Origin of the sequence: Pseudomonas sp. PvP027 (assembly GCF_017833005.1) — a bacterium.
In the GTDB taxonomy this organism is placed as follows: Bacteria; Pseudomonadota; Gammaproteobacteria; order Pseudomonadales; family Pseudomonadaceae; genus Aquipseudomonas; species Aquipseudomonas congelans.
Genome location: NZ_JAFIBK010000001.1, coordinates 3011397 through 3036133 on the forward strand (window position 1 = coordinate 3011397; position 24737 = coordinate 3036133).

Genomic DNA, 24737 nt, shown 5'->3' on the forward strand with positions numbered 1-24737 from the left:
TCACTCCTTGTACAAAAAGGCCGTTCTCGGTCGCCCATTTTTACAACCTCAGCGTTACACTAACGAACTCAGGCTTTCGCGTCCGGTCGAAACCACCGTCGCTTGAAGGCGATTCAATCTGCTCAGGAGTAAAGCATGCGTAATCTGATCATCAGCGCCGCTCTGGTTGCCGCCAGTCTGTTCGGTATGTCCGCCCAGGCCGCCACGCCCATCGAGGCCGGCAAGCAATACGTCGAGCTGGCAAGCGCTGTGCCTGTCGCCGAGCCAGGCAAGATCGAAGTCGTCGAGCTGTTCTGGTATGGCTGCCCGCATTGCTACGCGTTCGAGCCAACCATCAATCCGTGGGTTGAAAAACTGCCGTCCGACGTCAAGTTCGTACGCATTCCTGCCATGTTCGGCGGCCCTTGGGACGCTCACGGCCAACTGTTCATCACCCTCGACACCATGGGCGTCGAGCACAAGGTTCACGCGGCCGTATTCGAAGCTATCCAGAAGGGCGGCAAGCGTCTGACCGACAAGAATGACATGGCTGATTTCGTCGCCACTCAGGGCGTGAACAAGGACGACTTCCTGAAGACTTTCGATTCCTTCGCAGTCAAGGGCAAGATCGCCCAGTACAAGGAACTGGCCAAGAAGTACGAAGTGACTGGCGTTCCGACCATGATCGTCAACGGCAAATACCGCTTTGACCTGGGTTCTGCCGGTGGTCCGGAAAAGACCCTGGAAGTTGCCGACCAGTTGATTGCCAAAGAGCGAGCGGCTGCTGCAGCCGCCAAGTAAGCGCACGTCATGCGCCGCTGGGGCAAAGGCAGTACCCGTATCGTTGGCCTGCATGATCCGCAGGTCAACGAACATCATCTGCTGCAAAACGGCCTGCCGGAAGACGGCAGGCTGCGTTTGCTCAGTTTCAATATCCAGGTGGGTATCAGTACCCAGCGCTACCATCACTACCTGACGCGCAGCTGGCAGCACTTGCTGCCGCATGGCGGCCGGGCTGGCAACCTGCAGAAGATCGGCGACCTGATCAACGATTTCGATCTTGTAGCGCTGCAGGAAGTCGACGGCGGCAGCATGCGCTCCGGCTTCGTCAATCAGGTCGAGCATCTCGCCCAGTTGGGCGGCTTTCCGTACTGGTATCAACAGCTCAATCGCAATCTCGGGCGCCTGGCGCAGCACAGCAATGGTGTGTTGAGCCGTCTGCGCCCGACCAAGATCGAGGATCACCCGCTGCCGGGTCCAGCCGGGCGCGGTGCGATTCTAGTGCGTTTCGGCGAGGGCGAAGATGCGCTGGTCGTGGTCATGATGCACCTCGCGCTGGGGACCCGAACCCGAACCCGGCAGCTCGCCTATATTCGCGAACTGATCGGCGGTTATCGCCATCAGGTGCTGATGGGCGACATGAACACCCACGCCAATGACCTGCTGGAACACTCGCCGCTGCGTGATCTCGGGCTTCTGGCCCCGCAGATAGAAGCGACCTTTCCGAGCTGGCGGCCACAGCGCTGCCTCGATCACATTTTGCTTAGCCCGACCCTGACGCTCGAACGCGTACAGGTGCTGGCGCAACCCATTTCAGATCACCTGCCTGTCGCTGTCGAGATTCGCCTGCCTGACTCACTGCGCGGGGACTCACTGCCTGTGCCCTCTGGTGGAAGCCTTGCATGAGCGACGACGCGGAGCGTTGGAAAGAGAAATACCTCAAGGGGATCGAGCAACAGGACAAGCTCGAAAAGCGCTGGGATGCGCGGCTCGATTTGTTGCGACGCGGTCTGGTGCGCAGCAGTCTGGCGGCAGAGGGCTCTGACCGCGCCGTCGATGAATGCATGAAGGAAATGCGCGAGATCGTCCGCAAAGACGATATGGACGCGGGCCTGGCAGCCCTGATCCCGCGCCTTGAAAAAGCCGTACTGGACTCAGAGCAACGCCGCGAAGTACGGGCCGCGCAAATCAGTTCGGCACTGACCGCACTGGTCGCACAACTGCAGTCACTGCCGCTGCCACGCGACGTACGCAAGCCGCTCAAGCGCTTTGCCAAGGAGCTTGAAGAGCGCGCCTCCCAGGCCCGCGAGCTGCCTCTGTTGCTCGGCGAGTTGAGTAATTTGCAGGGCCAGGCCCTGACCCAGATTGAAAAGCCCGAAGAAGGCCCCCGCCAAGGGTTGCTGCAACGCCTGTTCGGTTCACGCGAGGGCCACGGCAACGAGTCCCATCCCGAGGCTGCTCCCCCCGAAGAAGACGCCTGCGCACCGCAACCGCACGAACCCGATGCCGAGCCGCAAGCAGCGAACACTTACGCCACGCCAGACGCCGTTCCTGTCGAAGCCGAGGCTATTGATTCCCCTGCCGCAGCCCCCGCTGCCGCAGACAGCACGCTGCCAACGCCTGCCCCGGAAACCGCTGCGCCTGCCGCAGTGATACCCGCCGCAGTGACACCTGAAGAACCTGCACCATCGGCCACCGCTACGGACACTGCTCCGGTATCGGCAGAGGCCGTCGCCGAACCTGTACCTGTACCTGCCGCAGTCGACCCCATCGATTTCGCGGATATCCTGGCGCCTGTCCCATCAGTGCCTTATCAACAGCGGCCAGCGCCAATTGACGTGACCGTTGAAACCCCCTACGCAGAAGCCGAGCAGCAGCCCGAGTCGGCAGAAGGCGAAGAAGGCTATGCGCTACCCTCCTCACCTGAGCCCAGTTACAGCTCGGTGGCAGCACACATTGAACAAACCCTGTTGGGCCTGCTGGACGACCTGACCCTGTCCGAGCACTTTCGCCCGCAGGTCGAGGACATGCAGTTGCGCTTGAAACATGGGCTTAACTGGTACGAATTACTGCCGATCCTCGACGATCTTGCGGTGTTGATGCTGGCGATCAACAACGGCGGCCAGCATGAGTTTGGCACTTACCTCAAGCAGCTCAACGAGCGGCTCGAATCGTTTCAGAGCCACTTGCAGGCAGCCAGTGAAGATCACGCCGAGGATCAGTCCACCGCGCGCGACCTGAACGACCAGTTGCGCGAACAAGTGGGCGGCCTGCAAAGCAGTGTTCAGGACGCCTCCGATCTGCCCAGCCTCAAGCGGGTGCTCGACAATCGGCTTGAGGCCCTGCTCGGCACCATGGATCACTACCAGCTCAAGCGCGATGCCCGCGAGCGCGAAGTGGCCTCGCGCCTGCAAGGTCTGGCGGCGCGCGTCGCGAGCATGGAGCAGGAAGCCCTGGGTTTCAGGACCCACCTGGAAGAACAGCGTCAAAAGGCCCTGATAGATCCACTCACCGGACTGCCCAATCGTGCAGCCTGGGGCGAGCGCCTCGAACTGGAAATGGCTCGGTGGAAGGAAGAAAAAAACAGCCTGCTGGTCTGCATTCTGGATCTGGACCATTTCAAACGCATCAACGACGGCTATGGGCACCTGGCTGGTGACAAGGTGTTGAAGATCGTCGCCAATGTCCTCAGCAAACGCCTGCGCGCCGATGACTTCATGGCACGGTTTGGCGGCGAAGAATTTGTCATGCTGCTGCCTGCGACACCTCCTGCTACCGGGCTGACGCTGCTCGATGAACTGCGCGCCGCCGTTGAGTCATGCCCTTTCCACTTCAAGGGTGAGCGAGTCACCATCACCGTATCCATTGGCCTGACGGCTTTTCGCACTTCAGAGAAGAGCGACACCGCCATCAAACGTGCCGACCAGGCGCTTTACAAGGCCAAGGAGAACGGTCGGAACCGCATCGAACAGGGCTGACTGAAACATTTTGACCTGAACAAATAGCGGGTGCCCCATGCTATTCGCACACATTTTGTTATGATGTTTCATTTCCTGCCGACGCTGCCGACCTCATGAAGCTGTATTTCTCTGCCCTGCTCATGCTCCTCCTCACTGCCTGCGCCAGCGGTCCCAGGCTGGACACCAGCCATCCCTCGGTAAATTTCGACGGCCGTGCCCAGTACGTGGTGATGCATTACACCTCGACGTCGCTGGAACGCTCCCTGCAGTTGCTGACCCATGGCGAGGTCAGCGCCCACTACCTGATCGGTGACGACAGCAAGGCCACCATCTACAAGCTGGTCGATGAAAGCGCGCGTGCCTGGCATGCCGGCGAGAGCGAGTGGGAAGGCCGAACCTGGCTCAACTCCAGCTCGATCGGCATCGAGATCGTCAATCCGGGTTTCAAGGAAACGCCGACAGGTCGCCTGTGGTATCCGTATACCGAAGCACAGACCCAATCGATCATTGTCCTGCTCAAGGACATCGTCAAACGCAACAGGATCGACCCCAAACACATCATTGGTCATAGCGACATCGCCCCGCTGCGCAAGCAGGATCCGGGACCGTTGTTCCCGTGGAAACGCCTCGCTGCCGAAGGTCTGGGAAACTGGCCGGACGAACGCCAGGTTGCCCAGCGTCAGGCACAGCTGGCAGTCAACCTGCCGAGCATCAGCTGGTTCCAGCAGCAGTTGGCGCGCCTGGGCTATAGCACCCCGCAGACCGGCGAGCTGGACGTCGCGACACGTCAGGTACTGGCCGCGTTCCAGATGCACTATCGTCCGGCACGCTTCGACGGCGAGCCTGACGCACAGAGCGCGGCCATTCTGCAGGTGCTCAATCACTCGAATTGAAGTGAGTGAGGGCTTGGCGCTCAAGCCCTCAGAGCGGTAAAGCCATGTAGAACTGCGTGCCCTGCCCCGGCCGGGAATAAACGCCCATGCGCCCGCCGTGCAGCTGGACAATCTCTTTGCACAGCGCAAGCCCGAGTCCGGCACCGCCTTTCTTGCGACCGACCTGGACGAAGGGTTCGAAGATCCGCCCCTGCTGTCCGTAGGCAATGCCCTCGCCGTTATCCTCGACGCTGATGATCGCCCGCTCGCCGTGACGCCTGGCCTGCAGGCGAATCAGGCCGTTGGGCGGCGTGTGACGCAACGCATTGTCCAGCAGATTATCCAGCACCCGCTCCAGTTGGGACTGATCGGCATGCAGGCGCGGCATCGGCTCCTGCATATCCAGCATCAGCACGATATCCTGTTCCTGGGCCTGATCCTCGAAGCGCGCCTTGGCTTCTTGCAGCAAGGTCTCGATGGAGCATGGCGCGAGTTTGAGCTTCTGCAGACCGTTCTGGTAACGCGAGAAATTCAGCAGGTCGTTGATGAGCTGCATCAGGCGCTGCATTTCTTCGGTGACCGTATTGAGCAGATCGGCCTCGCGGGACTCGGGGGCAAAGTGCAGACGCTCCTGAAGAAGGCCGAACGCCATGTGCATGCCGGTGACCGGCGTGCGTAACTCATGCGAGGCCCGCAGGACGAACTCGCTACGTACCCGCTCGAAAGCACGCTGCTCGGTCACGTCGTGTAGCACCATCACCGCCCCCAGGATGTGGCCCTTGGTGTGGCTGACCGGCGTCATGCTGTAGGTCAACAGGCGCGACTCGCCGTCGATTTCGATGGCCAGGTCTTCCGGCGCGCGTTCCAGCGTTCCGCCCCGCAGCACCAGATGCAATTGCTCATCCAGCTCGGGACGGCCCAACGCCTCGCCGAGACTGTGCCCGAGGCGACTCTCGTCCCATCCGAGCTGGCGCTGCGCAACCGGGTTCAGGTGCTCCAGATGGCCCTGGCGATCGATCATCAACAGGCCATCGTCGATACTGTCGAGAACCGCTTGCAGGCGCTGCTGGCCCGCCAGAAGCTCATCGACGTTGGTCGCCTGATGCTGACGCAGGGCTTCGGCCATGATGCCGAAGCGCCGGGTCAGCAGGTTCATTTCAGCGGCCGAGGAAATCGGCAGCGTGACCTCGTAATCCCCCTCACCGATGCGATCGGCAGCCTTGGCCAGCGCCTCGATCGGCGCACCGAAACGACGGGCGATGCCATGCGCGGTCACAAAGCCGATGCACAGCACAGCCAGCCCGACCAAGCCCAGCAAGCCGGCGATCCACAATGCACGATCCCTGGAATTAATCTCGGCGTTGCTGATGTTCTCCAGCGCCTTGCGATGCACATCCATCAGACCGTTACGCAGAGTGTCGAAACTTTCGCTCAGTTGCGCGTTACCGCGTATGCCTCGCGGATCATTGCCATACTGCTGCCAGGCCGCAATGAATCGCTGATAATCGCCTCGGGTCTTTTCAAAACCGTTGCGCACATCTTGCTGGGTGTCCTGCGCCGACCCCTCTTCCAGCAGCTCTTCGAACTGCTTCTGGACTCTTTCCAGCTCAGGCTCATTGCGATTGGAACCGGTCATCAACACCAACTGATCACCCATGTTCTGGCGCAACTTAAGGCCCAGATCGAGGATGGCGAAGTTATGCTGAATCAGTGATTCCTGAGTCCGGGCCATCTGCATGACACTGACGAGCCCCAGCAGCAGTCCGAGCAAAGCGACCGTGATAAGCGCCGAAATGCTCAGAAAGAGGCGGGTGCGCAGCTTCATGGCCAGTTTCATTTGAGGTATTTCATAGGTTGTACTGTTTTCGTTTGCGGTAAAGCGTCGAAGCATCGATACCCAGGGTCTTGGCGGCCTGATCAAGGGTCTCACTGGTTGCCAGTACGGCCCCGATGTGTGCCTTTTCAAGCTCGTCCAGACTCAAGGCCGCTCCCACCCGCGGTGCGTTGTTGGTCGGTTGTTCAGCCATGCCCAGATGACTGACCTCCACGCGCTCCTGCGGACAGATGATGCTGGCACGCTCGATCACGTTGCGCAGCTCGCGAATGTTGCCCGGCCAGCGGTAATTGAGCAGCGCAGCACGGGCCTCTTCGCTGAAGCCTCGGGCCGGACGGGCGTACTCCTTGACGAAACGCGCCAGAAAGCGGTCTGCGAGGGTCAGAATGTCTTCGCTGCGCTCACGCAAGGCCGGCAGATTCAGGGTGATCACGTTCAGGCGGTACAGCAGATCCTCACGGAAACGTCCGCTGCGCACCATGTCTTCAAGGTTGAGGTTGGTCGCCGCCAGGATGCGCACGTCGGCACGCCGGGTCACCGGGTCACCGACCCGCTCGTACTCCTTGTCCTGAATGAAGCGCAGCAACTTGGGCTGCAACGTCAGTGGAAAGTCGCCAATCTCGTCGAGAAATAGGGTACCGCCGTCGGCCTGATTGACTCGGCCCAGCGTACTTTCGCTGGCACCGGTAAAGGCGCCGCGGCTGTGGCCGAACAGTTCGCTTTCCATCAGTTCTGCCGTCAGCGACGGGCAGTTGATCGTGACGCAGGACTTCTTGGCCCGCTTGCTCCAGCCATGAATCGCCCTGGCCAGCTCACCCTTACCGGTACCCGACTCACCCAGAATCAGGATGTTGGCGTCGGTTACGGCAACCTGGCGGGCGGTTTCCAGAATGGCCATCATCGAAGGGCTGTGGGAGTCCAGGCCGTCCTTGGGCTTGCGAACCTCGCCTTCCAGTGCTTCGAGACGTGCAGACAGTTGTCGAACTTCAAGCTGCTTGGCCGTCGCAAGACGTAACTGGTCAGGACTGCACGGCTTGACCAGATAGTCGGCTGCGCCAGCCTGAATGGCATCGACAGCCGTATCCACCGCCGAATGGGCAGTCACGATCACCACACGCATCCACGGCGCCTGAATCCGCATCTGCGCCAGCACGTCCAGGCCGTTGTCTTCGCCCAGACGCAAATCGAGAAAGCACAGATCGAATACTTGACGCTGCATGAGCGTGTCAGCCTGGGCTGCGCTGTTGGCAGTGGCGACACTGTAGCCTTCGTCTTCCAGACAGTACCGGAAAGTGCGGAGGATGGCGGACTCGTCGTCCACAAGCAGAATACGGCCCTGATTCTCAGTGGCTGCTTCCATTTTTCCTACGCTCCTTAATGAATTGTCTCAGTTAGTCTCGGAATCATCGGGCAAGTTGCATGGTCAATTCTGATTGATTCTTCGGCATGCATGGTAGCTTTCTGATCAGCTAATGGCGAACAGCCTGATTAATCCGCGTTTATGCCGTTAAAACCGTCTATTCGGAGACGAAATCTCACCGCAAAAGGAACGCTCATATGTTTTCACTTAAAAAGATTGCTCTGATCACCGCCACCGCTGCGCTACTGGGCAGCGGCCCGGTACTCGCCCAGTCTGACCTGCCCACTCAGCTCAACGAGGCGCGTCAGGAAGGCTCGATCTGGACAGCTTTCGCGCTGAACAAGCATCTGAGCCCGTTCAAGATCGATGTGGGTGTCGAACAAGGCACTGCGACGCTCAAGGGCAAGGTTGAAAACGAGGTGGACCGCGAGCTGGCTGAGCGCATCGCGCTGGATACCAAAGGCATCGAAAAGGTCGACAACCAGCTGGAGGTAGATCCTGCTGTCGCCAGTGAGCCTGGCACACGGACCAACATGGCTCAGCGGTTCGAAGATGCGACGCTGGTCGCGACGGTGAAATCCAAACTGCTATGGAGCAGCGTAACCGAAGCGCTGACCATCGATGTCGACAGCAAGGACGGCGTAATCACCCTCAAGGGCCGAGCACAAAGCCCCGAAGCGAAGGAGCTGGCGGGTAGCCTGGCCAGCAACACCGATGGCGTGGTCAGCGTCAACAACCTGATCAGCCTGAGCGCGGCCGACTCGATTGCGGCCAAGACCCAGCCACAGTCGCTGACCCCGACCGAGGAAATGAGTGACGCCTGGATCACCAGCAAGGTCAAGGCGAGCCTCATCTATAGCCGGACACTGGATGGGCTGAATATCAAAGTAGACACCAAGGCCGGTGTTGTCAGCCTGAACGGCGTGGTGGCCAACTTCGCCGAGAAAGAGCTGGCGGTGGAAATAGCGCGAAATATTCGTGGCGTCAAAGGGGTCAACGGCGACGCGCTTAAGGTCATGGCGCGCAGCGCAGGCTGAGGGTTCAGAGCAAGAGCGTTGAGCGCTTCGTGCAGAACGCACGATTACAAAGGGGTAATCGTGCAGCTTGCTGGCAGCACGCTCACACCTAACTTACTAACTTATTGATTATTAAGGGGTTTATATCTAACAAAAAACTGGCATGCAGTCTGCAATAACCCATTCAACAAAGGTCGACCCACAACGACCCATCAGATTGAATGCCCACTCAGGCCAGGGGATTTTGCAAATGAACAGCCAGCGTTTTGCACAATTGCGTATTTCTCCCCTGCACGTTCAGCAAGGTCTTTTTTTGCTCCTTGCCTTGCTCGTCACTCTGATCGCCATTCAGCAGTTCCAGCGTTGGAATCAAGCCAACGAGGCAACTCAACCGAGACAGCAATTCATCCAGACCAGCAGCATCTCCTATCGCGGCGTCAGCGCCCCGGCAGTCAAGGACATGTCTTCAAGCCTCCGCAACGTCGACGGCCTGGTATCTGTAGATGAAGTGGCTCCGCAGCAAAAATGGGTTTTCTGACCCGACCTTAAAAGCAGCACCCCTTATTAAAACGGCATCAAAAGGAGTATCACCATGTTGAGTTGGGCAATCACGTTTCTGATCATCGCAATCGTCGCTGCAGTACTGGGCTTCGGTGGTATCGCGGGCACGGCTACTGGTATCGCCAAGATCCTGTTCGTCGTCTTCCTGGTGATGTTCGTTGTGTCGTTCTTCTTCGGTCGTCGCGGTCGAGGCTGATAATGCACACGTCATTTCGCACACTGGCCGCCGCCCTGTTGATGGGCGGCAGTGCCATGGTCATGGCAGCCAATGATGGACAGTCTCGGGTTAATGAGCTTTTGAGTTCTGCTCCCGAGTACCGCACAACTTGGGCGAAGGTCGTCAAGAAGGAAGAGCGGTTGCCGGAATGGGTGTTAAACCTGTCCGGTGCTTCCGAGCAGCAGATGACAGCGGCCACTGAAGACGGTGACAACTATTTGGTTGGACCGCTTTGCGAAACGGCCGATACGTGCAAAAGCAAGCGCCTGATCGTGGCTTTCAGCCTCGACAAGGAAGATGCTTACGCCATGTTGGTTGAAGTGCCTGCAGGTCTTCCTGCAGACAAGTCGCCAACTCGTCACGCGACTTACCGCTACCTGGGTAAGCCTGACGAGGGTATGCAAAAGCTCTTGAATGAAGAGTTGCGCAAAGACCCGAACTGGTATTGATCCAGAAGAAAGGCGTCGACTCCAGAAGTCGACACCTTTCGGCTTTGCGCGGCCTGAGGAAGGTACGCGCATGACCAGGGGGCCGGGACGCGTTGATCAATTGGATCGGCGTGACCTAGGGGTACAGGGAGTACCTCCGCCAAGGGCCGGGTCAGGCAAGCCGCCGTGCAAGTCCACGAGGATGCGTCAACCTTCAGAACGCTTCCCATGATCCTGCACGGCGCTTTATGTTTCCTTTCTGCTTCGCCCTCGTCTTAAATTGCATCCCTCGGTAGCATCAGCCCCAGCGGCAACCTTACTCGTGCTTCAAGACCACCTCCCGAACGATTCCTCAACTCGACGTTGCCGCCGTGCATGGCCGCGATACGCTTGACGATGGCCAGGCCGAGGCCGGTGCCCTTGCCACTGCGTGCGCGATCACCGCGAATGAACGGGTTGAAGATGGTGTCCAGCTCGGAAGGATCGATGCCCGCCCCTCTGTCCAGCACACTCAACACCACGTAGGGCGCATTTCGGTCACCCGATACATAGGCGGCGACTTCGATACCATTGCCGGCATGGTGCTTGGCATTGCCAATCAGGTTGGTCAGCAGCCGCTTCATCGAGACGCGGCGTAGCGGGAAGGGAGGAATGGGCTCCAGGCACAGACGGATACTGTCTTCATCGTCATTGAAGGGGGCAACCACATCGCGCACCAGGTGCCCCAGATCGACCTCTTCGATCTCTTCGTCACGCCCATCGCGAATGAACGCGAGGAATTGATCGAGAATGGCGTCCATGTCCTCGATATCGCGCACCATGCCTTCGGAGAACTCGTTGTCGTTCATCAGTTCGAGAGACAGGCGCAGGCGCGTCAGCGGTGTGCGCAGGTCGTGGGAAACCCCGGCCAGCATCAGCTCGCGCTCCTGCCCGGCCTGCTCGACGTCTTCGGCCATCTGATTGAAGGCCCGGTAGACCTCGGTCATCTCGCTCGGCGTGTCACTGACCGGCAGCCGCACGCTGCGCCCCTGCCCCAGCTGACGCGCCGCAAAGACCAGACGCTTGAGCGGTTGATTCAATTGGCGCACGAAAATCCAGGCTGATGCCGTGGAGAGCAATCCGATGGCCAGGAACCAGCCCAGCACGTTCCAGATTTTCTGACCGCGCAACGGGTGCGGATAAAGCGGCACTTTCAGCCAGCCGTCGCCCAGGCTCGGCGCTCGCACCCACAGCGCAGGGGGCGCATGTACGCGCAGACGCACTTCCGTATCGCCCCCCAGCTCGGCCTGCATCTGCCGCTGATAGATCTCGCTGTAAGGCCAGTGCTGCTCCCCTTCCGGCACACCACCGCCCACTACCCGAATCAGCCCCGCCGCCTCGGCAATGGCCTCGCGGTCGTTTTCACCGGCTGCCCAGTACGCGCGAAGTGTCAGAGCAACACCATGGCTGTATTGCCTGTCGACCAGCACGTCCTCGTTCATCAGCAGATAAACCAGCGTCAGGGCCTTGGAAAACAGCACGACGATGAGCACCAGCCAGAGCGTGCGGGAGAAAAAGCTTTGCGGGAACCAGAGCGGAGTCTTCATAACTGCAGCCATACACTTTGCAGGGCGAGCGAGGCTCGCAGGTTTGCCGAACGCGGGCCGGACCCGATGGACGAACGCAAAAAACCAGTACGTCGACAAACCTGTAAAAGATTATCGACGTAACTGGCAGAAATGACGGATGTCTGGGTCGACAACCGGGTTATCAGCGACTTCCGGCACCATCCGGAACGAATACATAGCCCACGCCCCAGACCGTCTGAATATAACGGGGCTTGGAAGGATCAGGCTCGATCAGGCGACGCAGACGGGAAATCTGTACGTCGATGGATCGTTCCAGCGCATCCCACTCCCGGCCACGCGCCAGGTTCATCAGTTTGTCGCGGGTCAGCGGCTCGCGAGCGTGCATGACCAGCGCTTTCAGTACCGCGAATTCCCCGGTGGTAAGCATGTGCACTTCTTCACCGCGCTTGAGCTCGCGAGTTGCCAGAGACAGCACGTAGTCACCGAAACTGACCGACTCGTCTTCGCTGCCGGGGGCTCCGGGCACCGGTGCCGCCTGACGACGCAACACAGCCTTGACGCGCGCCATCAACTCGTCCGGATTGAACGGCTTGGCCAGATAATCATCAGCACCCAGTTCTAGCCCCTTGATGCGGCTCAGCTCATCGCCCTTGGCGGTCAGCATGATAATCGGCACCTGATTGTTCGCGGCACGCAGACGGCGACAGGCTGAAAGGCCGTCTTCGCCGGGCAGCATCAGGTCCAGCACCACAAGGTTGAAAACCTCACGGGCCAGCAGCCGGTCCATTTGTTCCACATTTGCCACGGCGCGGGCACGATAGCCCTTGCTGGTGAAAAAACGCTCCAGGAGACTGCTCAGCCCCGGATCGTCATCGACAATAAGGATTTTTTCGCCTTCGGCATTTTGTGCGGTGCTGCTCATCGGATGCTCCTCTGATCTCGGGGCGCATTATGGCGTAGCTGCGGTGATGCGCACCTTGTGCATTGTTAGCAGATTTTACCGGAGGCGACACTTGTGGCTGCTTTTTCGCCGAAAAAACACCACATTTGTCGGCCGATCCCCTAATCCGGCTTCGCTGGGTATAATGCGCCGCCCTCGAAGTCAGGCAACACCGGACTTATGGCGGTTCGCCAGCCCTGAAAATAAATGCTGGCGCACGATACCCAGGCAAGGCAATTCGTACATAGCCCAGTTTTTTGCTCACAACTCCAGGTGGTTTTATGGACAGCATCAACAGCCGCATCGCCGAAGAACTCGGCGTACGCCCACAACAGGTCGCCGCGGCCGTAGCACTACTGGATGAAGGCTCGACCGTGCCCTTCATTTCCCGCTACCGCAAGGAAGTGACCGGCAGTCTTGATGACACGCAACTGCGCCATCTGGAAGAGCGCCTGCGTTATCTGCGTGAGCTGGACGACAGGCGCGTCAGCATTCTTGCCAGTATCGAAGAGCAAGGCAAGCTGACCCCGGAGCTGGCGCGCGACATCAAGCTGGCCGACACCAAGACCCGCCTCGAAGACTTGTACCTTCCTTATAAGCAGAAACGCCGCACCAAGGGCCAGATCGCCCTTGAAGCCGGGTTGGGCGAACTGGCCGACGGCCTGTTCAACGACCCGGGCCTGGCACCTGAAACAGAAGCAGCCCGCTTCGTCGACGCGGAAAAAGGCGTCGCTGACGTAAAGGCGGCGCTGGAAGGCGCCAAGTACATTCTGATGGAACGCTTTGCCGAAGATGCCTCGCTGCTGGACAAGCTGCGCGGCTTCCTCAAGCAGGAAGCGGTAATCAGTGCACGCGTGGTGCCGGGCAAGGAAGAGGAAGGCGCCAAGTTCCGCGACTATTTCGAACACGACGAACCGCTCAAGAGCATGCCGTCACACCGTGCGCTGGCGATTTTCCGCGGTCGCAACGAAGGCTTCCTGAGCTCAGCACTGAAAGTCGGTGAAGAATTGCCGGGCGCCATGCACCCGTGCGAACTGATGATCGGTGAGCGTTTCGGCATCCAGAACCAGAACCGCCCGGCCGACAAATGGCTGGCCGAAGTGGTGCGCTGGACCTGGAAGGTCAAGCTGTACAGCCACCTTGAAACCGATCTGCTGGGTGAGCTGCGTGACGGCGCGGAAACCGAAGCGATCAATGTGTTCGCCCACAACCTGCACGACCTGTTGCTCGCCGCACCGGCCGGTCAGCGCGCCACGCTGGGGCTCGATCCTGGCCTGCGCACCGGCTGCAAGGTCGCCGTGGTCGACGCCACCGGCAAGCTGCTCGACTACGCCACCGTCTACCCGCACGTACCGAAAAACCAGTGGGACCAGACCATCGCCGTACTGGCCGCACTGTGCGCCAAGCATTCGGTCGACCTGATCGCCATTGGCAACGGCACCGCCAGCCGCGAAACCGACAAGCTGGCTGCCGATCTGATCAAAAAATACCCGGGCCTGAAAATGACCAAGGTCATGGTCTCCGAAGCAGGCGCCTCGGTGTACTCGGCATCGGAACTGGCCGCCAAAGAATTCCCGGACCTCGACGTGTCGATCCGTGGAGCGGTGTCCATTGCCCGTCGCTTGCAGGACCCACTCGCCGAACTGGTGAAAATCGACCCGAAATCCATCGGCGTCGGCCAGTACCAGCACGACGTTTCGCAGCTCAAGCTGGCACGCGGCCTGGATGCGGTGGTGGAAGACTGCGTGAACGCGGTGGGCGTGGACGTTAACACCGCCTCCGTGGCGCTGCTGGCACGCATTTCCGGCCTCAACACCACGCTGGCGCAGAACATCGTTGCGCATCGCGATGAAAACGGCGCGTTCAAGACCCGCGCGGCGCTGAAGAAAGTCAGCCGCCTGGGCGAAAAGACTTTTGAGCAGGCCGCCGGCTTCCTGCGCGTCATGACCGGTGACAACCCGCTGGACGCTTCCGCCGTCCACCCGGAAGCCTACCCGCTGGTGCAGCGCATTGCGGCTGAAACCGACCGCGATATTCGCTCGCTGATCGGCGACGCCAGTTTTCTCAAGCGTCTGGACCCGAAGAAATTCACCGACGAGACCTTTGGTCTGCCGACCGTGACCGACATCCTTCAGGAACTCGAAAAACCGGGTCGCGATCCGCGTCCGGAGTTCAAGACTGCAGAGTTCCAGGACGGCGTCGAAGACCTCAAGGACCTGCAACTGGGGATGATCCTCGAAGGCGTGGTCACCAACGTCACCAACTTCGGTGCATTCGTCGATATCGGCGTGCATCAGGACGGTCTGGTACACATCTCGGCGTTGTCCGAGAAGTTCATCAAGGACCCGCGTGAAGCGGTCAAGGCCGGTGATGTGGTGAAAGTGAAGGTCATGGAGGTCGATATCCCGCGCAAACGCGTCGGCCTGTCGATGCGCATGAGCGACACGCCCGGCGAGAAAATCGATGGTGCACGCGGTGCCCGTCCAGGTTCTTCGCCTCGCCAGAACAGTGCCCCGCGCAAGGAAACCACTGCACCAGCGCCCGCCAACAATGCGATGGCGTCGCTGTTCGCCAATGCCAAGCAACTGAAGAAGCGCTGAGATGGATATTCCTGAAGATCTGACCCATAGCGCCTACTTCAAGATGCTCGGCTGCGAGCTGCGGCGTCTGGACGAGGGTGTTGCCGAAGTTGCGTTGCCGCTGGAGGCGCACCTGCGCAATCGCGGCAACGTGATGCACGGCGGTGCAATCTTCAGCCTGGTCGATATCGCCATGGGCCTGGCCTGTTCCAGCGTTCACGGCTTCGACCAGCGCAGCGTGACCATCGAGTGCAAGATCAACTACGTGCGTGGCGTCTCCGAGGGCGAAGTCCTGTGCATCGCCAAGGTGCTGCACGCAGGTCGCCGCACGCTGGTGGTCGAGGCCGAAGTCGTTCAGGGCGACAAGCTTGTGGCGAAAGCGCAAGGCACATTTGCGGTGATCCAGGCTTGATCGAGGGCTGATGAAAAGCATCCCTGCGAACTGAACCTAGCCGTACCTACATCATTTGGGTTAATTTCGGCACCATTAGCGTGGTGCCGAGTCCATTTGGGTAGTACGACAAAGAGCAGTGATTGTGAACAGGCGCTACCGACCAACCAGGCGACTACGCCAGTTCCTTTCTTCACCCTTGTAGACCGTCAAGTCCACCCCCATATCGGGGCGACCGATGCGTGAAGGATTACACCTTGAGCGAACTTTTAAACCGTCGTCTTGCATTGCTCGGCGAGCGTAACAACCTCTCTCTGCTGGAGCAGTGCCTGCACGGTATCGAGCGTGAGTGCCTGCGCGTTACCGCAACGGCAGAACTGGCCCGGACGCCACACCCGCAAGCTCTGGGTGCCGCCCTGACCAATGGTCAGGTGACGACCGATTATTCCGAATCGCTGCTGGAGTTCATCACACCAGCCTTGAAGAATCCGGCCGAGACCATCGACAACCTGGACCGGATCCACCGCTTCGTTTACAGCAAGCTGGGCGACGAGCTGCTGTGGAGCCCGTCGATGCCGTGCCCGTTGCCGGACGAGGAGCACATACCGATTGCCTATTACGGCACGTCGAACATCGGCAAGCTCAAGTACGTGTACCGCAAGGGCCTGGCGCTGCGTTATGGCAAGACCATGCAGTGCATTGCCGGCATTCACTACAACTTCTCGTTGCCGGAAGACGCCTGGGCGCTGCTCAAGCAGACCGAAGACTTTGCGGGCGATGCGCGGGACTACCAGTCGCATTCATACATCGCGCTGATTCGTAATTTCCGCCGCTACAGCTGGCTGCTGATGTACCTGTTCGGTGCTTCACCGGCACTCGACGCGGGTTTCCTGCGCGGCCGCAAGCATCAGCTCGAGCAACACTTCGACGCCGATACCCTGTATCTGCCGTACGCCACCAGTCTGCGCATGAGCGACCTGGGTTATCAGAGTGACGCCCAGGCCGACCTGACCCCTTGCTACAACGATCTGGTCAGCTACACCGACAGCCTGCGCAAGGCCGTGGCCACGCCTTACAAGCCTTACGTCGATGTCGGCACTCATGACCAGAACGGCGAGTGGGTGCAGCTCAACACCAACGTGCTGCAGATCGAGAACGAGTACTACTCCAATATTCGCCCCAAGCGTGTGACCTATAGCGGCGAACGCCCTATTCAGGCGCTGGTGGCCCGTGGCGTGCAGTACGTCGAAGTGCGCTGCCTGGACATCAACCCGTTTCTGCCTACCGGCATCAGCCTGGAGCAGTCGCGTTTCATCGATGCGTTCGTGCTGTATTGCGCCCTCGAGGAAAGCCGGCAACTGGCCAGCCACGAGTGCTCCAACGCAAGTTCGAACTTCCTGTCAGTGGTCAAGGAAGGGCGTCGCCCGGGCCTGAGCCTGATGCGTGACAACCGCCCTGTCGATCTCAAGACCTGGGCCACCGAGCTGGTGGAGAAGATCACGCCGATTGCCCGCTTGCTCGACCAGGCTCAGGGCACCGATGAGCACCTCAGGTCGATTGCCGTGCAACAGGCCAGGATCGATGATTCAGCGCTCACACCGTCTGCACAAGTGCTGGCCAGCATGGAAGCGCATAACGAAGGCTTTACCGCGTTCTCCCTGCGCCAGAGCCAGGTCCACGCCGAATACTTCCGTACTCACCCGCTGAGCGCTCAGGAACAGGCAGACTTCGAAGCTCAGGCCAAAACCTCGATCGAAGACCAGGCAGAGCTGGAAGCGACCGAGGAAGTGGTGGATTTCGACACGTTCGTGGGTTCGTATCAGGCGAGCATTCTGTCGATCAGCAACTGATGCTCAGGTGACGCAGAGCGTCACGAACGGCATTCCCACGCGGAGCGTGAGGAACGATAGGCGTCCGCAAGAACACCTATCGTGCCCACGCTCGCAGTTCTGGACGCTCTGCGTCCGCTCCCGAGCTTATATCGCCTTTTCGAAGATCTTCGAATTACGCTGGTAGTTGTACAGCGAGGCGCGGGCGCTTGGCAGGCGGTCGACGCTGCTGGGTTCAAAACCGCGTTCGCGGAACCAGTGCGCAGTGCGGGTGGTGAGGACGAACAGGGTTTTGATACCCAGAGCCCGGGCGCGGTTTTCAATGCGCTCCAGCAACTCGTCGCCACGGCCGCCGTGCCGGTATTCCGGATTGACGGCCAGACACGCCAGCTCGCCCGACTCCGAATCGGCAATCGGATACAGTGCGGCACAGGCGATGATCAGCCCTTCACGCTCGACCACGCTGAACTGCGTGATCTCGCGTTCCAGTACTTCACGGGAACGACGCACCAGAATGCCCTGCTCTTCCAGCGGCGTGATCAGGTCCATCAAACCGCCGACATCCTCGATGGCCGCTTCGCGCACCAGCTCGAACTGCTCCTGTGCGACCAGAGTGCCGCCACCGTCACGGGTAAACAGCTCGGTCAGCAACGCGCCGTTCTCGGCATAGCTGACGATATGGCTGCGCGCCACGCCGCCACGGCAGGCCTCGGCCGCAGCGTCCAGCAGTTCCGCCTGATAGTTGGCGCCCAGTCGCTGCAGGTGCGCGGGAACCTGTTGCGGACGCAGCTCGCGCACCAAACGGCCCTGCTCGTCCAGCAAGCCGGTTTCGGCACCGAACAGCAGCAGTTTGTCGGCGGCCAGATCGATGGCCGCGCGGGTGGCGACGTCTTCACAGGCCAGGTTGAAAATCTCCCCGGTCGGTGAATAACCCAGGGGTGACAACAGCACGATATGACGTTCGTCCAGCAGGCGATTGATGCCCTTGCGGTCGACCCGGCGCACTTCGCCGGTGTGCTGATAGTCCACACCCTCAAGCACGCCGATAGGCCGTGCGGTCACCACGTTGCCGCTGGTCACTCGCAACCGCGAGCCCTGCATGGGCGAGGCGGCCATGTCCATCGACAGACGCGCCTCGATCGAAATGCGCAGCTGACCCACGGCATCGATCACGCACTCCAGCGTTTCGGTATCGGTGATACGCATGTCGCGATGGAAACGCGGGGTGATGCCGCGCTGGGCCAGACGGCTTTCAATCTGCGGGCGGGAACCGTGAACCAGCACCAGACGCACGCCCAGGCTGTGCAGCAGCACCAGGTCGTGGACGATATTGCCGAAATTGGGGTGCGCAACGCCGTCGCCGGGCAGCATGACGACGAAGGTGCAATCGCGGTGAGCATTAATGTACGGAGACGCGTGGCGAAGCCAGTTGACGTATTCGGGCATGACAACAAGAGCCTGTAGAAAAAATGGACGAAGAAAAGAAGCACGCACAACGGTGTGGTGGTTATCGTCGGAACAGGCTTGGCAGCACGCGCAGTCTCCTTCTACTCAAGATACTTTCATTAGCAGACACGGGTTATGTCTGACTCACTGGGGCGTCAGGCAGTAATGTTCGATCAATTGACGTAACAGACGCACTGTAGGGTCAAGACGTGACATTTCGAGGTATTCCCCCGGCTGATGCGCACAGGCGATATCGCCCGGGCCGAGCACCAGTGTCTCGCAGCCGAGGCGCTGAAGATAAGGCGCTTCGGTGCCGAATGCTACTGCTGCGGCCGTATGACCGGTCAGACGTTCAGCGACACGCACAAGTTCAGCGTCAGCGACCTGCTCGAAAGGCGCGCACTCGGGGAACAATGGCGCGTAGTCGATCTGTACCTGATGCAGCTCGGCCAGCGGCTGCAGCTTCTGCCGAATGGCCGAGCGCAGCATTTCCGGGTCCATGCCCGGCAGCGGACGCAGGTCGAATTCCAACGAGCACTGGCCACAAATCCGGTTCGGGTTGTCGCCGCCATGAATACAGCCCAGGTTCAGCGTCGGCTGCGGCACCGTGAATTGCGGGTTGCGGTACTTCGCCTGCCACTGCGTGCGCAGACCCTTGAGTTCGCTGATGGCGTCGTGCATGGCTTCGAGTGCGCTGTGCCCAAGACTAGGGTCGGAGGAATGGCCGCTGCGCCCGAGAATGTCGATGCGCTCCATCATCACGCCCTTGTGCAGGCGGATCGGCTTGAGCCCGGTCGGCTCGCCGATCACTGCCGCACGACCCAGCGGGCGTCCGGCCTCGGCCAGTGCGCGGGCACCGGCCATCGAGCTTTCCTCGTCGCAGGTGGCGAGGATCAGCAGCGGCTGCTTGAACGGCTGGTCAACGAGACCACGCACCGCTTCGATGACCAGCGCAAAGAAGCCTTTCATGTCGCAACTGCCCAGCCCCACCCAGCGACCATCCACCTCGGTCAGCTTCAAGGGGTCGGTCTTCCACAGTGCCTCGTCGAACGGCACGGTATCGCTGTGCCCCGCCAGTACCAGACCGCCCGGGCCTGTTCCGTAGGTCGCCAGCAGATTGAACTTGCCGGGGGACACTTGCTGGATATCGCAGACAAACCCCAGATCGCCGAGCCATCCGGCCAGCAGATCGATGACGGGACGGTTGCTCTGGTCCAGAGAAGGCTGAGTGCAGCTCACCGAGGGTGCGGCGATCAGGGCGGCGAACTGTTCTTTCATGGACGGCAACGGCATGGACGCTTCCTGTAATCGAGACGGAACACGGCCCATCATAGGGCCATAGCAACCCAGGAATAAACCGTTTCGGGCCATGTCCTGTACACTGACGGCCTCAGCAGTCGTTCAATCATGGGCTGCGCTCCCGTTTATCCGTATCAGCGTTTGGATTCCCCCGGCCATGCAAAAAGAAACAGAAATCAAACTCCGCGTCAGCCGCGAGACCCTCGCTGCACTGCGTGAACACCCGTTGCTCAAGAAGCGCAACAAGAGTGGCTGGGAGCGCCTTGAACTGTCGAACCAGTATTTCGATACCCCCGAAGGCGAGCTGGCGCAGGCCAAAGTCGCCCTGCGCATCCGTCGCGACGGCGATCAGATCATCCAGACCATGAAGACGCGCGGGCAAAGCGTGGCCGGCCTGTCCGAGCGCAATGAGTACAACTGGGACCTGAGCAAGGCCAAGCTGGACCTGAAGAAGCTCGAAGGCGATTGCTGGCCCGAGCAACTGGCCGATCTGGACAAGAAAACCATCAAGCCGCTGTTCACCACCGATTTCGTGCGTGAGAAAGCCGAGATTGCCTGGGGCCGTGGCAAGGCCAAAGTGGTGATCGAAGCCGCACTGGACCTGGGCCAGGTGGTGGCAGGCAAGCAGAAGGAAGAGATCTGCGAGCTGGAACTCGAGCTGCGTGAAGGCGAGCCTGCCGCGCTGCTGGAACTGGCCGCCGAACTGGCTGCAACGCTGCCGCTGATGCCATGCGATATCAGCAAGGCCGAACGCGGCTACCGCCTGCTCGATGCCAGCAGCTACTCGCTGAGCCTGCATGCGCCCGCCCTGAATGCTGAAACGCCGCTGGACGACGCTTATTCCGCGCTGGCCTGGCATCTGCTGGGCAGCAGTCAGCGCCTGGCCGAGCAATACCGTTTCAACGGCCACTGGCGTCTGCTGCAGGACTGGGTCGAGATGCTCGCCGAACTGCGTGCTCTGACCAGCAGCCTCGGCCAGGCCGCGCCACGCACCTCGACCGCACAACTGCGTACTGCGCTGGACGCCTTGCTGGAAGACTGGCGGCCGCTGGTTCAGGCCGGGCAGGATGATGCCGATGTACGCGGTGCCGCCCACGAGCAATTCCTGGAGGAATTGCAGGACACGCGCTGGGGCGAGTTCTCGCTGAATACCTCACGCTGGTTGCTGGGCCGCAGCTGGACCACCGAACGCAACACCCGCGGCAATCGTCAAGGCGCCGCGCTGTTGAGCAGCTGGCTGCCACGCCTGCTGGGCGAAGAAGCCACGTCCCTGCAATTGAGCCGTTATCAGCAGCAGCCGGAAGACCTGGCCGAGCAACTGCCACGCATCGAGCGCATTCAGTCCTGGCTGCACTGGGCACGCGGCGCGCTGGACCTGCCGGAGCTGGACCGTCTGTACGGCGAACTGCGCAAGCTCGAAGAACTGGCGCATCTGGACATCAGCGACGAAGTCCTCGATGCCCGTGTGCAACAGGCAATCACCGTCTTCCAGAGCCGCGCCTGGAAAACCCTGCTGCGCTTGTAAGGCTGGATTCCTGTTTCCATGCTCTGGCGCAAGTTATCGTTCCCACGCTCCAGCGTGGGAATGCCGTTCTGGACGCTCCGCGTCCGATCTTGAACATGCGGCGCGGCGCAAATTTGTGACGCAGAGCGTCACGAACTGCATGCCAACGCGGAGCATTGGCACGATAGTCATCGAAGACGAAACTGGCTGACCGTCGCGACTCTCGTTCCCACGCTCCAGCGTGGGAACGCCGTTCTGGACGCTCTGCGTCCGATCTTGAACATGCGGCGCGGCACGATAGTCAAAAGCGCACGCTCAGCCTCCCTGGCGCAGCAGCGGCAGGCTGGTGGTGGATTTGATCTCTGAGAGGGCCACTGTCGAGTTAACTTCCTGAATGCCGGGCACCAGCGACAGTTTTTCGAAGAAGAACCGCTCGTACGCCTCGATATCCGGGGTCACGATGCGCAGCAGAAAATCCACCGACCCCATCAGCACATAGCACTCCAGCACCTCCGGAAAACCACGAATCGCGTCGGTGAACTCGGTGAAGTTGGAGCGCCCGTGGGCGTTGAGTTTTACCTCCGCGAATATCTGCGTGTTCAGACCGATTTTCTTGCGGTCCAGCAACGCCACCTGACGGCGAATCACCCCTTCATCCTTGAGCCGCTGAATGCGGCGCCAGCAGGGTGATTGCGAAAGGCCGACCTGCTCGGCGATCTGCGCACTGGAAAGCGAAGCGTCTTCCTGGAGCAGCGCCAGAATCCTGCGATCGTAATTATCCAGCTCGATTTGCATAATTAATTTTCCGAAATAGTCTGTTGCGCATTAACAAGTCTTACAAAGACTAATTCACCCAATGATGGACCAGAAATTTCTTTTCAGGCATGCAAAGATTTCCAGCATCCTTCTGGAGTATCAGCATGCCCAATCTCGAAGCCGTCACCACCCCTTCGCAGCGCCCGGACAGCTGGTCGTCCAGCAATGCACAGTGCTGCGCACGCTACCGTGTCTGCGCCGAAGCCGAGCCTGCATTGCTCTGTCAGGTGTTGAACCTGTTTGCCATGCAGTACCTGACTCCCGACCAATTGAGTGCTGTGCAACAAGAGAACCTGCTGCTCATCGACCTTCAGGTTTCCAGATTGAGCTGGCATCGAGCACAGGTGATTGGTGAAAAAATGCGCAACCTGATCGACGTCTGCTCAGTAGAGGTCGAGCAGGTCGACGCCTGCAATAACGTGCAATCCCGAGTCGCCCTGGCAACGGGCTGAATCAATTCGCCTGCTCCGGCAATTCCCGGTCGCATAGAACGAGCAACGCTGTCACGCTTGGCGTCTACTCTTGTTCATCGTCCAATGACGAATTGCCTCAAGGAGCGCACATGGCAGCCCTGGCCCCCTCTTCACAGGATCGCTGGCTTGATCTGAACGATGTGTTGCGTGATCTGGTTGCCGAAGGCTATCTCGGCCAGGACGACGCGGAAACGGCACTCACCCAACGTCGCAGTGCGGTGAACATCCAGCTGCACCCCATCGAGTTTCTCGCTGCGCTGCAGTTTGACGACCTCAAACGGCCGGGCAAGAAGCTGGACGTGGAAACCCTGGCGGCCTGGCTGGCCAAAGCCTGTGGCCAGCCTTACATGCGTATCGATCCGCTGAAGATCAACGTCGCGGCGGTCACGCCACTGATGTCCTACGCCTTTGCCCAGCGCCACAAGATTCTGGCCGTGGCGGTCGATCGCGAATCGGTGACCATCGCCAGCGCGCAGCCCTATGTGCGCTCATGGGAAGCCGACCTGGCGCATGTGCTCAAGCTGCAGATCAAACGTGTGGTCGCCAACCCGACAGACATCCAGCGCATGGCGATGGAGTTTTTCAGGCTGGCCAAGTCGGTCAGCGGGGCCAGCGCCTCTGAACAGAAAATGAGCAACATGGGCAACTTCGAACAGTTGCTCAAGCTCGGTGCCAGCGATCAGGAACCTGACGCCAACGACGCGCACATCGTCAATATCGTCGACTGGCTGTTCCAGTACGCCTTCCAGCAACGCGCCAGCGATATTCACATCGAACCGCGCCGCGAACAGGGCACCGTGCGCTTTCGCATCGACGGGGTACTGCACAACGTTTACCAGTTTCCGGCGCAGGTGATCATGGCGATTGTCAGCCGCCTGAAGAGCCTTGGGCGGATGAACGTCGCCGAAAAACGCAAACCGCAGGACGGGCGGGTCAAGACCACCACGCCTGAAAATCGCGAAGTGGAGTTGCGCCTGTCGACCCTGCCGACCGCGTTCGGCGAAAAAATGGTCATGCGGATCTTCGACCCCGAGGTATTGCTCAAGGATTTCGACCAACTGGGCTTTTCCAGTGACGACCTGCGGCGCTGGCAGGAAATGACCCGCCAGCCCAACGGCATCATTCTGGTCACCGGCCCGACCGGTTCGGGCAAGACCACTACGCTGTACACCACCCTGAAAAAGCTGGCGACCTCCGAGGTCAACCTGTGCACCATCGAAGACCCCATCGAGATGGTCGAGCCGGCCTTCAACCAGATGCAGGTGCAGCACAACATCGAACTGAGCTTTGCCGCCGGCGTGCGTGCGCTGATGCGACAGGACCCGGACATCATCATGATCGGCGAGATTCGCGATTTGGAGACGGCCGAAATGGCGATCCAGGCGGCGCTCACCGGTCACCTGGTGCTGTCGACGCTGCACACCAACGATGCGCCCAGCGCCATCAGCCGGATGCTCGAACTGGGTGTACCGCATTACCTGCTCAAGGCGACCATTCTCGGGGTCATGGCCCAGCGTCTGGTGCGCACCCTTTGCCCACATTGCAAGGCGCCCATCAACCTCAACGAGACCGACTGGCAAACCCTGACGCGCCCCTGGCAGGCACCGGTGCCACCCGGCGCGCATCAGGCGGTCGGCTGTGTGGAATGCCGTGATACAGGCTACCGGGGCCGGGCGGGTGTCTACGAGATCATGGTCATGTCCGACAACATCAAGGCATTGATCTCGGCCGACCTGGACCTGAACGCCATGCGTCGTCAGGCCTTCAAGGAAGGGATGCGCAGCCTGCGTCTGTCCGGCGCGCAGAAAGTCTCGGCAGGCCTGACTACACTTGAAGAAGTGCTGCGGGTGACACCGCAGAGCGAACAACGCTGATCAGGGTCGAG

At 60.1% G+C, this 24737-nt stretch carries 21 protein-coding genes; 14 read left to right on the forward strand and 7 right to left on the reverse strand.

What is annotated here, in order from left to right:
* Positions 1–135 precede the first annotated feature (135 nt).
* The 4 genes from JOE33_RS12665 to JOE33_RS12680 all read left to right on the forward strand — a co-directional run bounded on the left by JOE33_RS12665 (position 136) and on the right by JOE33_RS12680 (position 4612).
* Complete coding sequence (locus JOE33_RS12665; RefSeq protein ID WP_010437268.1) at positions 136–780, forward strand: thiol:disulfide interchange protein DsbA/DsbL; 645 nt, start codon at positions 136–138, stop codon at positions 778–780.
* A gap of 9 nt (positions 781–789) precedes the next feature.
* Complete coding sequence (locus tag JOE33_RS12670) at positions 790–1665, forward strand: endonuclease/exonuclease/phosphatase family protein (protein ID WP_003414076.1); 876 nt, start codon at positions 790–792, stop codon at positions 1663–1665.
* A complete protein-coding gene (locus JOE33_RS12675; protein WP_209924077.1) occupies positions 1662–3737 on the forward strand; it encodes a GGDEF domain-containing protein in 2076 nt (691 codons plus the stop codon). Before JOE33_RS12670 ends, JOE33_RS12675 begins: the two co-directional genes overlap by 4 nt.
* A 95-nt stretch (positions 3738–3832) precedes the next feature.
* Positions 3833–4612, forward strand: coding sequence for an N-acetylmuramoyl-L-alanine amidase (locus JOE33_RS12680; protein WP_010437232.1), 780 nt, complete (start codon positions 3833–3835; stop codon positions 4610–4612).
* Positions 4613–4640: 28 nt separating this feature from the next.
* Here the strand turns inward: JOE33_RS12680 and JOE33_RS12685 are convergent, their stop codons facing one another.
* Both JOE33_RS12685 and algB read right to left on the reverse strand, forming a co-directional pair.
* Positions 4641–6428, reverse strand: a complete 1788-nt coding sequence (locus tag JOE33_RS12685) for a KinB sensor domain-containing domain (RefSeq protein WP_054992823.1) — start codon at positions 6426–6428, stop codon at positions 4641–4643.
* Between the two features lie 10 nt (positions 6429–6438).
* A complete protein-coding gene (algB, locus tag JOE33_RS12690) occupies positions 6439–7785 on the reverse strand; it encodes a sigma-54-dependent response regulator transcription factor AlgB (RefSeq protein WP_003318895.1) in 1347 nt (448 codons plus the stop codon).
* Between the two features lie 197 nt (positions 7786–7982).
* On the opposite strand from algB, the gene JOE33_RS12695 reads away from it, so the two are divergent.
* From JOE33_RS12695 to JOE33_RS12710, 4 genes are all read left to right on the forward strand, one after another.
* Positions 7983–8822, forward strand: coding sequence for a BON domain-containing protein (locus tag JOE33_RS12695; protein ID WP_122529263.1), 840 nt, complete (start codon positions 7983–7985; stop codon positions 8820–8822).
* Positions 8823–9051: 229 nt separating this feature from the next.
* On the forward strand, positions 9052–9339 hold the full coding sequence (locus JOE33_RS12700; RefSeq protein WP_032614113.1) for a hypothetical protein: 288 nt from the start codon (positions 9052–9054) through the stop codon (positions 9337–9339).
* A gap of 54 nt (positions 9340–9393) precedes the next feature.
* Positions 9394–9558 carry a DUF1328 domain-containing protein gene (locus JOE33_RS12705; RefSeq protein ID WP_002555679.1) on the forward strand — a complete coding sequence of 55 codons (165 nt, stop codon included), beginning with the start codon at positions 9394–9396 and terminating at the stop codon, positions 9556–9558.
* A gap of 2 nt (positions 9559–9560) precedes the next feature.
* Positions 9561–10028: an inhibitor of vertebrate lysozyme family protein gene (locus JOE33_RS12710; protein ID WP_010437217.1), complete on the forward strand. Its 468-nt coding sequence runs from the start codon at positions 9561–9563 to the stop codon at positions 10026–10028.
* 254 nt (positions 10029–10282) lie between these two features.
* Here JOE33_RS12710 and JOE33_RS12715 read toward each other — a convergent pair whose 3' ends face one another.
* The gene (locus JOE33_RS12715; protein WP_187624982.1) at positions 10283–11593 is read right to left on the reverse strand and encodes an ATP-binding protein; all 1311 of its coding nucleotides are present in this window, start codon (positions 11591–11593) and stop codon (positions 10283–10285) included.
* 163 nt (positions 11594–11756) lie between these two features.
* Complete coding sequence (gene ompR / locus JOE33_RS12720) at positions 11757–12497, reverse strand: two-component system response regulator OmpR (RefSeq protein ID WP_003318889.1); 741 nt, start codon at positions 12495–12497, stop codon at positions 11757–11759.
* Positions 12498–12796: 299 nt separating this feature from the next.
* Between ompR and JOE33_RS12725 the strand changes: the two genes are divergently transcribed.
* The 3 genes from JOE33_RS12725 (at position 12797) to gshA (ending at position 17335) form a co-directional block, all read left to right on the forward strand.
* The gene (locus tag JOE33_RS12725; RefSeq protein ID WP_010437207.1) at positions 12797–15115 is read left to right on the forward strand and encodes a Tex family protein; all 2319 of its coding nucleotides are present in this window, start codon (positions 12797–12799) and stop codon (positions 15113–15115) included.
* A gap of 1 nt (position 15116) precedes the next feature.
* Positions 15117–15506 carry a PaaI family thioesterase gene (locus JOE33_RS12730; RefSeq protein ID WP_010437205.1) on the forward strand — a complete coding sequence of 130 codons (390 nt, stop codon included), beginning with the start codon at positions 15117–15119 and terminating at the stop codon, positions 15504–15506.
* Between the two features lie 236 nt (positions 15507–15742).
* Positions 15743–17335, forward strand: a complete 1593-nt coding sequence (gene gshA, locus JOE33_RS12735) for a glutamate--cysteine ligase (protein WP_209924078.1) — start codon at positions 15743–15745, stop codon at positions 17333–17335.
* A gap of 126 nt (positions 17336–17461) precedes the next feature.
* Here gshA and argA read toward each other — a convergent pair whose 3' ends face one another.
* A complete protein-coding gene (argA, locus tag JOE33_RS12740) occupies positions 17462–18760 on the reverse strand; it encodes an amino-acid N-acetyltransferase (protein ID WP_003367421.1) in 1299 nt (432 codons plus the stop codon).
* Between the two features lie 144 nt (positions 18761–18904).
* Positions 18905–20053, reverse strand: a complete 1149-nt coding sequence (gene argE, locus JOE33_RS12745) for an acetylornithine deacetylase (RefSeq protein WP_032614118.1) — start codon at positions 20051–20053, stop codon at positions 18905–18907.
* Between the two features lie 163 nt (positions 20054–20216).
* On the opposite strand from argE, the gene JOE33_RS12750 reads away from it, so the two are divergent.
* On the forward strand, positions 20217–21584 hold the full coding sequence (locus tag JOE33_RS12750) for a CYTH domain-containing protein (protein WP_032614120.1): 1368 nt from the start codon (positions 20217–20219) through the stop codon (positions 21582–21584).
* 294 nt (positions 21585–21878) lie between these two features.
* Here JOE33_RS12750 and JOE33_RS12755 read toward each other — a convergent pair whose 3' ends face one another.
* The gene (locus JOE33_RS12755; RefSeq protein WP_010426836.1) at positions 21879–22358 is read right to left on the reverse strand and encodes an Lrp/AsnC family transcriptional regulator; all 480 of its coding nucleotides are present in this window, start codon (positions 22356–22358) and stop codon (positions 21879–21881) included.
* A gap of 125 nt (positions 22359–22483) precedes the next feature.
* Here JOE33_RS12755 and JOE33_RS12760 point away from each other — a divergent pair, with 125 nt between their 5' ends.
* Together JOE33_RS12760 and JOE33_RS12765 are read left to right on the forward strand one after the other, a co-directional pair.
* Positions 22484–22831, forward strand: coding sequence for a hypothetical protein (locus JOE33_RS12760; protein ID WP_010426837.1), 348 nt, complete (start codon positions 22484–22486; stop codon positions 22829–22831).
* A gap of 110 nt (positions 22832–22941) precedes the next feature.
* Entirely contained in the window at positions 22942–24726 is a 1785-nt protein-coding gene (locus tag JOE33_RS12765) for a GspE/PulE family protein (protein WP_010426838.1), read from the forward strand.
* Positions 24727–24737: the final 11 nt, after the last annotated feature.

Bases quoted from the DNA above. Each gene is read 5' to 3' on its own strand.
- algB (WP_003318895.1), bottom strand. From the start codon at position 7,785: ATGGAAGCAGCCACTGAGAATCAGGGCCGTATTCTGCTTGTGGACGAC.
- argA (WP_003367421.1), bottom strand. From the start codon at position 18,760: ATGCCCGAATACGTCAACTGGCTTCGCCACGCGTCTCCGTACATTAAT.
- JOE33_RS12700 (WP_032614113.1), top strand. From the start codon at position 9,052: ATGAACAGCCAGCGTTTTGCACAATTGCGTATTTCTCCCCTGCACGTT.
- JOE33_RS12680 (WP_010437232.1), top strand. From the start codon at position 3,833: ATGAAGCTGTATTTCTCTGCCCTGCTCATGCTCCTCCTCACTGCCTGC.
- JOE33_RS12765 (WP_010426838.1), top strand. From the start codon at position 22,942: ATGGCAGCCCTGGCCCCCTCTTCACAGGATCGCTGGCTTGATCTGAAC.
- ompR (WP_003318889.1), bottom strand. From the start codon at position 12,497: ATGAGCAGCACCGCACAAAATGCCGAAGGCGAAAAAATCCTTATTGTC.
- JOE33_RS12665 (WP_010437268.1), top strand. From the start codon at position 136: ATGCGTAATCTGATCATCAGCGCCGCTCTGGTTGCCGCCAGTCTGTTC.
- JOE33_RS12730 (WP_010437205.1), top strand. From the start codon at position 15,117: ATGGATATTCCTGAAGATCTGACCCATAGCGCCTACTTCAAGATGCTC.
- JOE33_RS12670 (WP_003414076.1), top strand. From the start codon at position 790: ATGCGCCGCTGGGGCAAAGGCAGTACCCGTATCGTTGGCCTGCATGAT.
- JOE33_RS12710 (WP_010437217.1), top strand. From the start codon at position 9,561: ATGCACACGTCATTTCGCACACTGGCCGCCGCCCTGTTGATGGGCGGC.
- JOE33_RS12755 (WP_010426836.1), bottom strand. From the start codon at position 22,358: ATGCAAATCGAGCTGGATAATTACGATCGCAGGATTCTGGCGCTGCTC.
- JOE33_RS12705 (WP_002555679.1), top strand. From the start codon at position 9,394: ATGTTGAGTTGGGCAATCACGTTTCTGATCATCGCAATCGTCGCTGCA.
- JOE33_RS12750 (WP_032614120.1), top strand. From the start codon at position 20,217: ATGCAAAAAGAAACAGAAATCAAACTCCGCGTCAGCCGCGAGACCCTC.
- JOE33_RS12760 (WP_010426837.1), top strand. From the start codon at position 22,484: ATGCCCAATCTCGAAGCCGTCACCACCCCTTCGCAGCGCCCGGACAGC.
- argE (WP_032614118.1), bottom strand. From the start codon at position 20,053: ATGCCGTTGCCGTCCATGAAAGAACAGTTCGCCGCCCTGATCGCCGCA.
- JOE33_RS12675 (WP_209924077.1), top strand. From the start codon at position 1,662: ATGAGCGACGACGCGGAGCGTTGGAAAGAGAAATACCTCAAGGGGATC.
- JOE33_RS12725 (WP_010437207.1), top strand. From the start codon at position 12,797: ATGGACAGCATCAACAGCCGCATCGCCGAAGAACTCGGCGTACGCCCA.
- JOE33_RS12715 (WP_187624982.1), bottom strand. From the start codon at position 11,593: ATGAAGACTCCGCTCTGGTTCCCGCAAAGCTTTTTCTCCCGCACGCTC.
- JOE33_RS12685 (WP_054992823.1), bottom strand. From the start codon at position 6,428: ATGAAACTGGCCATGAAGCTGCGCACCCGCCTCTTTCTGAGCATTTCG.
- JOE33_RS12695 (WP_122529263.1), top strand. From the start codon at position 7,983: ATGTTTTCACTTAAAAAGATTGCTCTGATCACCGCCACCGCTGCGCTA.